This window comes from Aeromonas enteropelogenes, assembly GCF_000819845.1.
Lineage (GTDB): Bacteria > Pseudomonadota > Gammaproteobacteria > Enterobacterales > Aeromonadaceae > Aeromonas > Aeromonas enteropelogenes.
The window spans coordinates 434607-448476 of the sequence record NZ_CDCG01000037.1; the positions used below are offsets into that span (position 1 = coordinate 434607).

Annotated in this window: 11 protein-coding genes; 8 read left to right on the top strand and 3 right to left on the bottom strand. The window is 59.6% G+C overall.

Going from position 1 to position 13870, the window contains the following annotated elements; translation table 11 throughout:
* Window positions 1-29: 29 nt before the first annotated feature.
* Together BN1123_RS14750 and BN1123_RS14755 are read left to right on the top strand one after the other, a co-directional pair.
* Window positions 30-1355: a peptidoglycan DD-metalloendopeptidase family protein gene (locus BN1123_RS14750; RefSeq protein WP_042027900.1), complete on the top strand. Its 1326-nt coding sequence runs from the start codon at window positions 30-32 to the stop codon at window positions 1353-1355.
* Between the two features lie 232 nt (window positions 1356-1587).
* Window positions 1588-2697 carry an anhydro-N-acetylmuramic acid kinase gene (locus BN1123_RS14755; protein ID WP_042027902.1) on the top strand — a complete coding sequence of 370 codons (1110 nt, stop codon included), beginning with the start codon at window positions 1588-1590 and terminating at the stop codon, window positions 2695-2697.
* A gap of 25 nt (window positions 2698-2722) precedes the next feature.
* Here the strand turns inward: BN1123_RS14755 and BN1123_RS14760 are convergent, their stop codons facing one another.
* Window positions 2723-3595, bottom strand: a complete 873-nt coding sequence (locus tag BN1123_RS14760) for a hypothetical protein (protein ID WP_042027904.1) — start codon at window positions 3593-3595, stop codon at window positions 2723-2725.
* Between the two features lie 1269 nt (window positions 3596-4864).
* On the opposite strand from BN1123_RS14760, the gene BN1123_RS14765 reads away from it, so the two are divergent.
* The gene (locus tag BN1123_RS14765) at window positions 4865-6130 is read left to right on the top strand and encodes a RidA family protein (protein WP_042027906.1); all 1266 of its coding nucleotides are present in this window, start codon (window positions 4865-4867) and stop codon (window positions 6128-6130) included.
* A gap of 90 nt (window positions 6131-6220) precedes the next feature.
* Here the strand turns inward: BN1123_RS14765 and BN1123_RS14770 are convergent, their stop codons facing one another.
* The gene (locus BN1123_RS14770; RefSeq protein WP_224212344.1) at window positions 6221-6622 is read right to left on the bottom strand and encodes a hypothetical protein; all 402 of its coding nucleotides are present in this window, start codon (window positions 6620-6622) and stop codon (window positions 6221-6223) included.
* A 382-nt stretch (window positions 6623-7004) separates the two neighbouring features.
* On the bottom strand, window positions 7005-8996 hold the full coding sequence (tkt, locus tag BN1123_RS14775) for a transketolase (protein ID WP_042027908.1): 1992 nt from the start codon (window positions 8994-8996) through the stop codon (window positions 7005-7007).
* 352 nt (window positions 8997-9348) lie between these two features.
* On the opposite strand from tkt, the gene metK reads away from it, so the two are divergent.
* The 5 genes from metK (at window position 9349) to gshB (ending at window position 13723) form a co-directional block, all read left to right on the top strand.
* The gene (gene metK, locus BN1123_RS14780) at window positions 9349-10500 is read left to right on the top strand and encodes a methionine adenosyltransferase (RefSeq protein ID WP_042027911.1); all 1152 of its coding nucleotides are present in this window, start codon (window positions 9349-9351) and stop codon (window positions 10498-10500) included.
* A gap of 69 nt (window positions 10501-10569) precedes the next feature.
* A complete protein-coding gene (locus BN1123_RS14785) occupies window positions 10570-11079 on the top strand; it encodes a SprT family zinc-dependent metalloprotease (protein WP_042027913.1) in 510 nt (169 codons plus the stop codon).
* A 74-nt stretch (window positions 11080-11153) separates the two neighbouring features.
* Window positions 11154-11858 carry an endonuclease gene (locus BN1123_RS14790; protein ID WP_042027914.1) on the top strand — a complete coding sequence of 235 codons (705 nt, stop codon included), beginning with the start codon at window positions 11154-11156 and terminating at the stop codon, window positions 11856-11858.
* 65 nt (window positions 11859-11923) lie between these two features.
* Entirely contained in the window at window positions 11924-12655 is a 732-nt protein-coding gene (gene rsmE / locus BN1123_RS14795) for a 16S rRNA (uracil(1498)-N(3))-methyltransferase (RefSeq protein ID WP_042027917.1), read from the top strand.
* Between the two features lie 114 nt (window positions 12656-12769).
* Window positions 12770-13723, top strand: coding sequence for a glutathione synthase (gene gshB, locus BN1123_RS14800; RefSeq protein WP_042027920.1), 954 nt, complete (start codon window positions 12770-12772; stop codon window positions 13721-13723).
* Window positions 13724-13870 lie beyond the last annotated feature (147 nt).

Genomic DNA, 13870 nt, shown 5'->3' on the forward strand with positions numbered 1-13870 from the left:
TTCCATTCTGCTCGACTGCATCAACTTCCATGGTTATTTGGCACGCCTTCAATTCTCTTCCCCACTGGCATCGCAAGATGGTGCTTATCCTGAGCATCCTGACCATGATGCTGATCGCCTGGCCCAGTGAACAGGCCGTCGCCACCCGGGTCGATGACAACGGCAACGAGATTGCCATGAGCGAGCAAACCGACGAGGCCCCCATTCCTGCCGAGCTGACAGCACAAGTAGAGCAGCCACTCACCCCGCCCAAACCGACTTTTATCACCAAGCAGGTCAAGGTTCGCCGGGGCGACAATATGGGGATCATCTTCCAGCGCCTGGGTCTGAGCACCACGGATCTGCACCTTATCGATCAGCTCGAGGGCAGCAACCCGCTGCGCATGCTGCAGCCTGGCCAGGAGCTCACCTTCAAACTCACCCAGAACGGGGAGCTGCACAGCCTTTATTATCCCCATAGCCTGGAGCAGGCCCTCAAGGTGAGCCGTCAGGATGACACCTTCGTGGCCCGCAACGTCAAGATGGCCCTCGATACCCGGGAGCTGGTCAGCAAGGGGGAGATCCGCTCCAGCTTCTGGGGCGCCGCCGTCGAAGCGGGCATGACAGAGGATCAGATCATGGATCTGGCCGCCATCTTCGGCTGGGACATCGACTTTGCCCAGGATCTGCAGCCGGGGGACAGCTTCCGGGTGGTCTATGAGGAGAAATTCCGCGACGATGAGCGGGTTGCCTCCGGCGATATCCTGGCCGCCGAATTCATCAACCAGGGCGAGATCTACCGCGCCGTCCTCCATGACGATGGCAACTACTACACGCCCCAGGGCAAGGCGATGCGCAAGAGCTTCCTGCGCGCGCCGGTCAACTTCAAATACATCAGCTCCAACTTCAACCCGCGCCGCCTCCATCCGGTAACCGGCAAGATCCGCCCCCACAACGGCATCGACTATGTGGCGCCTGTGGGTACCCCCATCATGGCGGCGGGCTCAGGCAGCGTGGTGGCCGCCGGCTACAACCAGTTCAACGGCAACTATGTCTTTATCAAGCATGCGGGCAACTATGTGACCAAGTACCTGCACCTCACCAAGCGCACCGTCAACAAGGGGCAGCGGGTGAAACAGGGGCAGACCATAGGTACTCTGGGGGGCACGGGCCGCGTAACGGGTCCGCACCTGCACTATGAATTCGTGGTGGGCGGCGTGCACAAAAACCCGCGTACTCTCACTCTGCCCCAGGCAGAGACACTCACCGGGCGCGAGCTCGCCAACTTCAAAAAACTGGCGACGCCGCAACTGGCCAAGCTGGACAGCTCCGAGATCCAGCTGGCCCAGAACAAGCGAAGCAACCGCGGCAATTGAGCCTCGGGCGGGTCATTGCCGCCGGATGACAACTAACACTAACGACGGGGGCATGGCCCCCGGACTTTTATCTGGCGCCTTTGGCACATGGCCGAAGGTGACACACGGGGAGACGAGATGATCGAGCGTGATACAGGGCCAATGTCGGGCACCGGAGCTGGCCCCGGCATCATGTGTCACCCACTCATCTCTGTTCCCCTTGGCCTGGTTTCCCGTCATACAAGGAGATGCCATGAGTGAGCGCTATATCGGGTTGATGTCGGGTACCAGCATGGACGGGATAGATGCCGTGCTGCTGGCCATCGACGGGGAGCAGCTTAAGGTCGAGGTAGCGCTCTGCCACCCCTGGCCGGCACCGGTTGCCCGCGAGCTGCATGCCCTCTGCACCCCGGGCGAGAACGAGATAGATCGCATGGGCGTCGCCGACAACCTGGTGGCCCGGGAATTTGCCGCCGCCACCCGTGCCCTGCTCGCCAAGGCCGGGCTGACCCCTGCCGATATCCGCGCCATCGGCTCCCATGGCCAGACCATCCGTCATCGCCCACAACTCGGGTTTACCCTGCAGATCGGCAACGCGGCCCTGTTGGCGGCCCTCACAGGTATCGATGTAGTGGCCGATTTTCGCACCATGGATATTGCCCTCGGTGGCCAGGGCGCCCCGCTGGTGCCCGCCTTCCATCAGGCACGCTTCGCCAGCCCCGGCGCCCTGCGGGTGGTGCTGAACCTTGGCGGCATTGCCAATATCTCTGTGCTGCCGGGCAGCGCCGACGGGGTATACGGTTTTGATACCGGCCCCGCCAACACCCTGCTCGATGGCTGGTATCGCCGCCATCACCCGCACGGGGGCGACTATGACGCGGGCGGCCGCTGGGCGGCCAGTGGCACTCTTATCCCCGAGCTGCTCACGCAGCTGCTGGCTCACCCCTACTTCACCGCCCCCTGGCCCAAAAGTACGGGGCGGGAGATGTTTACCCTGACCTGGCTGGACGAGGCACTGGCGGGTCAGGCTTACGACCCTGCCGATGTGCAGCGCACCCTGCAGGCACTGACCTGCCACAGCATCGCCAGTCAGCTGCCAGTCCTTGAGGGAGTGGCCGAGAACGGCGAACTGTTTGTCTGTGGCGGCGGCGCCCATCACGGCCCGTTGCTGGCGGAACTTACGGCGCTCTTGCCCGGGTGGCGCATCACCACCACCGACGAGCTGGGCATCGCCCCGGACTGGGTAGAGGGGGCCGCCTTCGCCTGGCTGGCGCAGCGCTTTATCCATCGCCTGCCCGGCAACCTGCCTGCCGTCACCGGCGCCAGCCGCCCTGCCATACTGGGCGCCCTCTATCCCGCGTAAGCACAGGGCTCGATATCAGGATGTCCTAAGCGGCGCCCTTGAACAGGCGGGAGATCTGTCGCCACAGCCAGACAAACGGGGACGGCCTGGGGGCCACCAGATTGACCTGGCTGAGGCCGGCGCGCGCCTCACAGCGCATCAGGTTCTGGATATAGTAGGGGTGAGAGCGATTGATCAGCTGTGAGGCCTGGTAGGCCCACAGTTTTGGGATGCCCCAAAGGGTGCTGGCAATGGCGCCGACGATGCAGAAAAAGGCGGGCTCCCGTATCCCCATCCTGGTCCCGTTCTCCAGCGCCTCCTTGAAGGAGCCCGAGTGGGCGATGCAGGTGAGGATATTGACCATGAAGGCCTCGTAATCGTCCCCCTCCCCCTTGCCAATCCGCGCCATCAGATCGGGCGCCGGGTGATAGCCAAACTGGTGGCCTATGTCTTCCAGCACCGCATTGCGCTGGCGGATCACCTTGCCATAGAACATCAGCATCACCACGCAGTCGATCACCTTGCACAGCACCTCGTAGTGAGGGTGAGCCTTCTTGGGACGCGGCGCCGTCAGCAGCGCCAGCTCCTCGGAGATGGCGATCAGACCGACAGGCACTGCGGTGGCGATAAAAGAGAGGTCGATGGAGAGCGCCAGTCCCTCGTCTCCTTCCAGCCGGGCCACGATGACGTGCTCGGCAAACAGGAGACGCTGGCGTTCAATATAGGCCCCATAGATCAGCTCCCGATACCGCTTTTGTGGATAAGGGGTATTGAGCAGGGTCTCTATGGTCATGATGGTGGCAGACACGCGACCATGTAATTGATAACCAAGGGGAATGGGGAAGTGTTTCCCCAGCTTGGGAGGCAAGGAGTGCGAGCCCCCTTGACAGTACATATCACCCAGAACAAAACCCAACATAAGCCCTCCACCATCAGGTAAGGGCGACCGCATTGCGATCGCGCTGGCCAACTTCCTGGCAGTTGAGTGCCGGACCCTGTGCGCTATCCGGCAGACCCTTTGATGACCATACCAACACCACCATCAACAGGCGATCAAAAAAGCAACATATTGCATATCAGCTCCCGTTATTCATTGTGTTGCCGGGCAGCTACGACAAAATGGCAAGCGGCTGCTCTCTTCGATCATTTCTATTTTTTAAACAACCAGTTAGGCGATAGTTTTTCAAGATGATGCGCCATATCCCCCAGCCCCCGTGTCCATATAACGCCCGGGAAGTGCAGCCATGGCGGCATTTTGTGGCACGGGAAGGGCTCGTCAGGTCACCGACGCTTCTGTCGCAGCCCACACTCAACCCGCTGAGCATCTTTCTCCCTCAAGGCACTCTTATCGCCTTATCGCCGAGCAGGGCGCCGGAGAATGTGAACCAATCCGAAACACCCCGTTCCCCGCGTACCACCCGGCGGATCAGATTGGCCAGCAACCGAACGATGGCCGCTTATTTCGGTGCTGCAAATTCATGGCATATTTCGTTATTACCAAGGCAATCAGAAAGGAGTCCTTTTCACCTGTTGGTGCGTCATGGACGCACCATACCGATATCACTCTTATAGGTCGCCCATGCAGCGCCACTGAATTATATTCCAGATGCATCTTTATTGACGCAGGCAGGCATATTTTCCAGCGTTTGGGTAGCCCCTAAAAAATTCTGAAAATACATATCTATGCATAATTAAATGCATGAACTGCCGGGTTTCGGCATATTATTAACGCTTTATTCACAGAGTCGCCTCCGGTTCGACCCAGGAGAGAGCCTTGCCATAGCTGATGTGCCCTGGTGTTAAGAGTCATTCAGCCTGCTTTGTCCCCCTCCTGCCCGTGAATTGAATCGCAATCTGGCTATATTTCAGCGCGTTGAGCCATCTCATAGAAATGAGATCCCGGTTTGCATCCCGTGTTCGCGCCTCATAGGATTTCCCCTGTCTGAAATCATTAACCCAACCCGGGCTTCTTTTTATCAAATCCCTCAATTGATGGATTTAGTCATAAATAGAGGCAGCGGCTCCTGTGTTTGCCTTTATAGCCTTATGCCTGCAGTGATTGCGGGTCAGGGTAAATATTAAAGAGATAAAACACGGCAAGGCAGGAGCGACGTCAAAATAGATAAGGCGTTGGCGAGGGTTAACCTGTCCCTACATCGATAACCAGTATTACAACGAGGAATACACCATGAGTGACACCATCATCAAGGCTGCCAGAAATACCTCCAACGCCCCCCAGGGCCTGGGCCCCTACACCCAGACGGTGGCTTTCTCCCACTACAACAATATTGCGGCCCAGTTGCCGGTCGATCCCCGCACCGGCAAGCTGATCGAGGGTGATGTCAAAATGCAGGCCAGACAGTGCCTGACCAATATCAAGGCCATCGTCGAGAGCATCGATCACGTGATGGACGATATGGTGAAACTCACCGTATTCCTCAGCGACATCGCCGATCTGGATGCGGTCAACGAGGTCTATCGCGAATTCTTCCCGGGCTATGTGCCGACCCGCACCTCCCTGGCGGTAGCCGCCCTGCCGCTGGGCGCCAAGGTTCAGATGGACGCCATCATCTCCAACGGCGAAGGCACCTATCCGCAGGCCCCCTGCGCCCTGGTGAAGCTGGCTCGCAACAGCAGCCGTGCGCCGCAAAGCGCCCTCTCCAGCCAGACCGTTGCCTTCTCCCACTACAACAACATCGGCGCCCAGCTGCCCATCGATGCAGCCTCCGGCCAGCTGGTTGCCGGTGGCATCAAGGAGCAGGCGGCCCAGTGCCTGAATAACATCAAGGCTATTCTGGAGGGGATCGACGTGCCCTTCGACGATATCGTCAAGGTGACCGTCTATCTGAAAAACCTCGCCGATCTGGATGCCGTCAACGAGGTCTACACCACCTTCTTCCCGGATTCCGCCATCGCCCGCGCCGCCGCCTATCTGCCGGCCCGCAGTGTGATTGCCGCCTCTGCCCTGCCGATGGACGCCCTGGTGCAGATGGATGCGGTCATCTCCCACGGTGACGGCACCCCGCCGCAGCTGGTGGAAGACAGACACAATCTGGTGATCCGCGCCCGCAATACCGACAAGGCACCGCGCAGCCCGCTGCACACCCAGACCGTCGCCTTCTCCCACTACAACCATATCGCCGGGCAGCTGCCGGTCGATCTCGCCACCGGCAAGATCCTGACCGGTTGCGTCAAGGAGCAGACCGCCCAGTGCCTGAACCATATCAAGGCGATTGTAGAGAGCATCGACCATGTGATGGACGATATCGTCAAGGTCAATATCCAGCTGGCCCGTATCGAGGATCTGGAGGCGGTCAACGCCATCTATACCCGCTACTTTCCGGATTATCAGCCCGCCCGCACCGTGATCGCGGTACGCGAGCTGCCCGCAGGCGCCCTGATCCAGATGGATGCGGTGATGTCCAATGCGGAAAGTACCCCGCCGCAGGCGTAAGGTTGCGTTAAATAATAAAAAACACCGGCTTAGGCCGGTGTTTTTTTCGGGAGTCAGCATTGGCGGCCCGCAGTTAAAAAGCAGCCTTCATTATCCGAGGATCTGTTTAAGCTCCGCCTCTTTCAATTTGAAGACCTCGTACTCCTGCGCATTTCTACTCTTGGCGACTGTAATCCATTGCACACCAGTTTCATCGGCATTTTTAAATTCCAGTCTGAAGACGTACTTGGCACTGGTGATCAGGGCCATCACTATTCCTACCAGAAAAGCCACCGCGGGCAGAAATAATGTCATTCCCTTGCCCTGCGCTTCAGGTGGGATAAAGTAGAAGAGAATGCTTGATGTGATCAGCCCAAGCAATAGCATATTTATCAAATTATCCTTCCATGTAAGCACTTTCACTTGTACATCCGAAATTCGGTTCACATCATACGAATCAGCATTTATTTTCAATTTTCTTTCTGACTGATCAACTACGATAGAACAAACCATTATAGATACCCCTATCCTTTTAAAATGCTATATATCACCTGATTTATTTATAATTAAACCAATCATTAGCATAACAATCCGAAAAAATAATTCACCTGCCCTTTATCACCAAAAACGATACTTCATTGAGCGCGAAAAATCGCCATTCAGGCACATAATATATTATGAAAGGCATCGTATGATACCAATCATGTAACATGGTTAAGATAAAAGTGAGACTGTTCAAAAATAGGAAATTTAAGTCAGAGATACATTCCCTGATTCAGCTATATCTCCCAATCAGAAATTTCTTATAAAAACGCCCCCCATCTTGCGATGGAGGGCGTTTTATTTTCCGGCTATTGGGCCTGCGCGACCCAATGGTCAGTAATTACAGGGGCTGTTACAGGGACTCAGCGGTGGCAACCACATTTTCCACGGTAAAGCCGAATTCCTTGAACAGCAGCTCGGCCGGCGCGGACTCGCCGAAGGAGCGCATGCCGATGATCTTGCCGCCAAAACCCACGTACTTGTACCAGTAGTCGGCGATGCCGGCTTCGATGGCCACGCGCTTGGTGACGGAGGACGGCAGCACGGACTCCTTGTATTCGGCGGATTGAGCGTCGAATACGTCGGTGCAAGGCAGAGAGACAACTCGCACGGCACGGCCCTTGGCAGTCAGCTGCTCATAGGCGGCCACGGCCAGCTCCACTTCGGAACCGGTGGCGATCAGGATCAGCTCCGGGGTACCGGCGCAATCTTTCAGCACATAACCACCCTTGGCAGCATCGGCCAGCTGCTGGGCAGTGCGGTCCATCTGGGCCAGGTTCTGACGAGAGAAGATCAGAGAGGTCGGGCCATCGGTACGCTCGATGGCGTGTTTCCAGGCGATGGCAGACTCTACCTGGTCACACGGGCGCCAGGTGCTCATGTTCGGAGTCAGACGCAGGGAGGCGATCTGCTCGACCGGCTGGTGAGTCGGGCCATCTTCACCCAGACCGATGGAGTCGTGGGTGTAAACGAAGATGGAACGCTGCTTCATCAGGGCGGCCATGCGCAGGGCGTTGCGGGCGTACTCCATGAACATCAGGAAGGTGGCGCCGTAGGGGATGAAACCACCGTGCAGGGCGATACCGTTCATGATGGCGGACATGCCGAACTCGCGTACACCGTAGTGGATGTAGTTGCCGGAGGCATCGTCGTTGGTCAGGGACTTGGAACCGGACCACATGGTCAGGTTGGACGGAGCGAGATCCGCGGAGCCACCCATGAATTCCGGCAGCAACTTGCCGAAGGCTTCCAGAGCGTTCTGGGAGGCCTTGCGGGTGGCGATCTTGGCCGGGTTGGCCTGCAGGTTTTCGATGATCTTGGCAGATTCGGCAGCCCAGTTGGCCGGCAGTTCGCCAGCGCTGCGGCGCTTGAACTCGGCAGCCAGCGCCGGGTGAGCGGCTTCATAGGCGGCGAACTTGGCAGCCCAGTCGGCTTCCAGCGCAGCGCCCTTCTCGCGACCGTTCCACTCGGCAGCGATGTCGGCCGGGATCTCGAACGGTGCGTGGTCCCACTTCAGGAAGGCGCGGGCAGCGGCGATCTCGTCGTTGCCGAGCGGTGCACCGTGGCAGTCGTGAGAGCCGGACTTGTTCGGGGAGCCGTAACCGATGATGGTGCGGCAGCAGATCAGGGTCGGCTTGCCGGTCTCGGCCTTGGCGGCCTCAATGGCGGCGTTGATCGCTTCCGGGTTGTGACCGTCAACGGCCGGGATGACGTGCCAGCCGTAGGCTTCGAAGCGCTTGACGGTGTCGTCGGTGAACCAGCCTTCCACGTGACCGTCGATGGAGATGCCGTTGTCATCCCAGAACGCGATCAGCTTGCCCAGTTGCAGGGTGCCGGCCAGGGAGCAAGCCTCGTGGGAGATACCTTCCATCAGGCAGCCGTCGCCCATGAAGGCGTAGGTGTAGTGGTCAACGATGTCGTGACCCGGCTGGTTGAACTGCTCGGCCATGGCCTTCTCGGCGATCGCCATGCCCACGGCGTTGGTGATGCCCTGACCCAGCGGGCCAGTGGTGGTTTCGACGCCCGGCGCGTAGCCGTACTCCGGGTGACCCGGGGTGCGAGAGTGCAGCTGGCGGAAGTTTTTCAGATCATCGATGGAGAGGTCATAACCGGAGAGGTGCAGCAGGGAGTACAGCAGCATGGAGCCGTGGCCGTTGGAGAGAATGAAACGGTCGCGGTCGGCCCACTTGGGGTTGTTCGGGTTATGTTTGAGGTGGCTGCGCCACAACACTTCGGCGATATCCGCCATTCCCATGGGGGCGCCCGGGTGACCGGAGTTGGCTTTTTGAACGGCATCCATACTCAATGCGCGAATGGCATTGGCAAGCTCTTTACGAGAAGGCATCTGTATCTCCTGCGATTGCTTCATTTGATGGCCAAGATTAAGGCGCGTTATTGTCCCAGCAGGGCGCGCGCCGTGCAAATGTTATCTGGATGAATAAAGTGGCTTTGGGAGGACAATCGCTTTTCTCGCCTTGGGTTGGCGACCCAAACCGGCTGCAAACGTTTGATCTCCATCCCTTTGGAGATAGCAAGGCGTCATAAGAAACCAATCTGGCCGGTAGCGGGAAAATAGTACTGGCATTCAAGGGGGGCGCTAACTAGAATAGACGTCCAGATGTAGATACCTCTACAGTCATCCCAATATCACCCGGTTATTGCACTGGCGATAACCCGGACAAACTGAGAATTTCATCATGGCAAAGCTGTTTACTTCCGAGTCGGTCTCCGAAGGCCATCCCGATAAAATCGCGGACCAGATCTCCGATGCGGTGCTGGACGCCATTCTCCAGCAAGACACCAAGGCGCGCGTCGCCTGCGAGACCCTGGTCAAGACCGGCATGGTCATGGTGGCCGGTGAAGTAACCACCTCTGCCTGGGTCGATATCGAAGAGATCGTGCGTAATACCGTGCGCGAAATCGGCTACACCCACTCCGACATGGGCTTCGATGCCGACTCCTGCGCCGTGCTGAACGCCATCGGCAAGCAGTCCCCGGACATCAACCAGGGGGTTGACCGCAGCGACCCGCTGGAGCAGGGCGCCGGTGACCAGGGCCTGATGTTCGGCTACGCCACCAACGAAACCGACGTGCTGATGCCGGCACCCATCACCTACTCCCACCTGCTGGTCAAGCGCCAGGCTGAAGTACGCAAAAATGGCACCCTGCCGTGGCTGCGTCCGGATGCCAAGAGCCAGCTGACCTTCGCCTACGATGACGCAGGCAAGATCCTCGGCGTGGACGCCGTGGTGCTCTCCACCCAGCACTGTGACTCCATCAGCCACAGCGATCTGGTGGAAGCGGTACGCGAAGAGATCATCAAACCGGTGCTGCCGGCCGAGTGGATCACCAAGGACACCAAGTACTTCATCAACCCGACCGGCCGTTTCGTTATCGGCGGCCCCATGGGTGACTGCGGTCTGACCGGTCGCAAGATCATCGTCGACACCTACGGTGGCATGGCCCGTCACGGTGGTGGCGCCTTCTCCGGCAAGGATCCGTCCAAGGTTGACCGCTCCGCCGCCTACGCTGCCCGCTACGTGGCCAAAAACATCGTTGCCGCCGGCCTGGCCGATCGTTGTGAAGTGCAGGTCTCCTACGCCATCGGCGTGGCCGAGCCGACCTCCATCAGCGTCGAGACCTTCGGCACCGCCAAGGTGGCCGAGGATCTGCTGGTCAAGCTGGTGCGCGAGCACTTCGAGCTGCGCCCGTATGGCCTGATCGAGATGCTGGATCTCAAGCGCCCGATCTACCAGGCTACCGCCGCCTACGGTCACTTCGGTCGCAACGAGTTCCCCTGGGAGCAGACCGACAAGGCCGAGCTGCTGCGCGCTGCCGCCGGCCTGTAAGGCTCACGGTTGTGATATAAAGGGGAGCCTGGCTCCCCTTTTGCTTGTCTGCCGACCACCGGAAGTCCCATGTCTGCCCAGCTAGAATCCCTGCTCCATCAACGCGTTGACGCCTGCTTCAGCCAGGCCGAGGCTCGCCTTGGCCGCACCTTCCCCCGCCCGCGCATTCATTGCAACATGCGGGGCCGGGCAGCCGGGTCGGCACGGTTGCAAACCTGGGAACTGCGCTTCAACCCCGCCCTCTATCAGGCCAACCAGCAGGCCTTTCTGGCCGAGGTGGTGCCCCACGAGGTCGCCCACCTGCTGGTCTATGCCCTCTGGGGTGAAGGGCGCGGCAAGGCGCGGGTACTGCCCCACGGCAAGCAGTGGCAGTCGGTAATGCGGGAAGTGTTCAACCTTGAGCCCAGAACCACCCACAGCTTCGATCTCGCGGTACTGGCACAGCCGACCGTGCCCTATCGCTGTCAGTGCCAGCTGCATCAGCTGTCGATCCGTCGCCACAACAAGGTGATGCGCGGCGAGGCCCGCTATCACTGTCGCCGCTGCCATACGGCACTGGAACGGGCCCAGACGGAATAAGCCAGCCTGTGTCGCACCTCTGTGCTAGGGTGCCCGCTTCGTTACGTTAAACTGCTTTATTTTCAAGGATCTCCATGTTTCGTCCGCTATTGTCCCTCACTCTGACCCTGCTGGCCGGTTTGCCGCTGCTCAGCGCCCCTCTGCATGCCCAGACCTTTCGCGAAGCCAAGCAGGATCTGGTCAGGCTCTACCAGACCCAACCCGCCGTCACCAGCTTCTACTGCGGCTGCGACATCGACTATCAAGGCAGGAAAATGAGCCCGGATCTCGCCAGCTGCGGCTATGAACCACGCAAGCAACCCAAGCGAGCCGCCCGCATCGAGTGGGAACACGTGGTGCCCGCCTGGGAGTTCGGGCACCAGCTCAAATGCTGGCAGGAAGGAGGCCGCAAGAACTGCGGCAAAAGCGACGAGTTCAACAAGATGGAGGGGGACATGCACAACCTCTACCCCGCCATCGGCGAGGTGAACGGCGATCGCGCCAACTTCCGCTTCTCCGACTGGAACGGCAAGCCGGATCAATACGGCCAGTGCCAGATGCTGGTGGACTTCAAGGAGCGCCGGGTACAGCCGCCCAAGGGGCCGGTACGCGGCCAGATCGCCCGTGCCTATCTCTACATGAGCCAGCAGTATGGGCTGCGCCTCGCCGCGCAACAGCGTAGACTGTTCGAAGCCTGGGATCGCCAGTACCCGGCCGAGGGCTGGGAGTGCGAGCGCAACCGTCGCATCGGCAAGCTGCAGGGCAATACCAACCCCTTTATTGAAAAGCAGTGCCAATAACCCTATCTAATGACGAGGATCAGGCATCCTCGCCTGTTGAACGAGCAAGAGACTGATAAGCCGCCATGCGCATTCCACGTATCTATGAACCGGCCACCCTGCAGGTGGGCCAGACCCTCGCCCTGTCGGAAGACGGTGCCAACCACATCGGCCGGGTGCTGCGCATGCAGCCGGGCCAACAGCTCGAGCTGTTCAACGGCGACGGCAACCAGTACCCCGCCACCATCACCAGCGTCGGCAAGAAGTCGGTGGACGTGACCATAGACAGCTGCGAACAGCGCTCGGTGGAGTCACCGCTCGCCATTCACCTGGGTCAGGTGATCAGCCGTGGCGACAAGATGGATTTCACCATCCAGAAATCCGTGGAGCTGGGCGTCACCTGCATCACCCCGCTCTTCTCCGAGCGCTGCGGCGTCAAGCTGCCGGCGGATCGGCTGGAGAAAAAACGCGAGCAGTGGCAGAAAGTGGTGATCAGCGCCTGCGAGCAGTGCGGCCGCAACGTGGTGCCCGAAGTGCGCATGCCGATGGAGCTGGACGCCTGGCTGGCGGAAGAGACCAAAGAGCTCAAGCTCAACCTGCATCCACGCGCCGAGTACAGCATCAACACCCTGCCGGTACCGGAGCATGGCGTGCGCCTGCTGATCGGCCCGGAAGGGGGCTTGTCCAGCGACGAAATCGCCCGTACCGTGCAGGAAGATTTCAAGGAGATGCTACTGGGGCCACGGGTGCTGCGCACCGAAACCGCCGCCCTGACCGCCATTACGGCACTGCAGTGTCGCTTCGGCGATCTCGCTTGATACTATCGGCCGCATCAATCAGCCCCATGGCTGCATCGACGCAGCCGCAAGCGGACGATTACGCTGCGCTAATCGACCCTACAACCCTATCGAGCCATTAAAAAGGAACAGCGGATGACCATTAAACTCGGCATCGTGATGGACCCCATCTCGTCCATCAACATCAAAAAGGATTCCAGCTTCGCCATGCTCGAAGAGGCGCAAAAGCGCGGCTACGAGCTCTTCTATCTGGAGATGAAGGATCTCTACATGCAGGAAGGCCGGGCATTTGGCACCATGCGTCCGCTCACGGTCAAACATGACTACGCCAACTGGTTCAGCCTGGGCGAGGTGGTCGATCAGCCCCTCTCCAGCCTGGACGTGATCCTGATGCGCAAGGATCCGCCGTTCGACACCGAATTTATCTACGCCACCTACATGCTGGAGCGTGCCGAGGACGAGGGCTGCCTCATCGTCAACAAGCCCCAGAGCCTGCGCGACGCCAACGAGAAGCTCTACACCGCCTGGTTTGCCGAGCACACCCCGACCACCCTCGTCACCCGCCGTGCCGACAAGCTGCGCGCCTTCCACGCCCAGCACAAGGACGTCATCCTCAAGCCCCTCGACGGCATGGGCGGCGCCTCCATCTTCCGCATGAAGGAGGATGACGCCAACGTCGGCGTCATCATCGAGACATTAACCTCGCACGGCGAGCGTTACTGCATGGCCCAGACCTACCTGCCGGCCATCAAGGAAGGGGACAAGCGGGTGCTGGTGGTAGACGGCGAGCCGGTTCCCTACTGTCTGGCGCGCATCCCGGCCCAAGGGGAAACCCGCGGTAACCTGGCCGCCGGCGGTCGTGGCGAGGCACGCCCCTTGAGCGTCTCCGACTGGGCCATCGCCCGCGCGGTCGGCCCGACCCTGAAGGAGAAGGGCCTCATCTTCGTCGGACTCGACATCATTGGTGATCGGCTGACCGAGATCAACGTGACCAGCCCGACCTGCATCCGCGAGATCGAAGCGGCCTTCCCGGTGCACATCACCAGCATGCTGATGGACGCCATCGAGCGCCGGTTGGCCAAGGCCTAATCACAGTTTCTGCTGGCGAACAAACAGCAACGAAAGAGGCTGCACCCTGTGCCGCCTCTTTTTTTGCCTCCGGTTTCTGCCGCTGACGCGGGAAGCATCACTATCCATTCAGCCCCGCTCACGGATCGGGTCGTCACACCAGAGCGG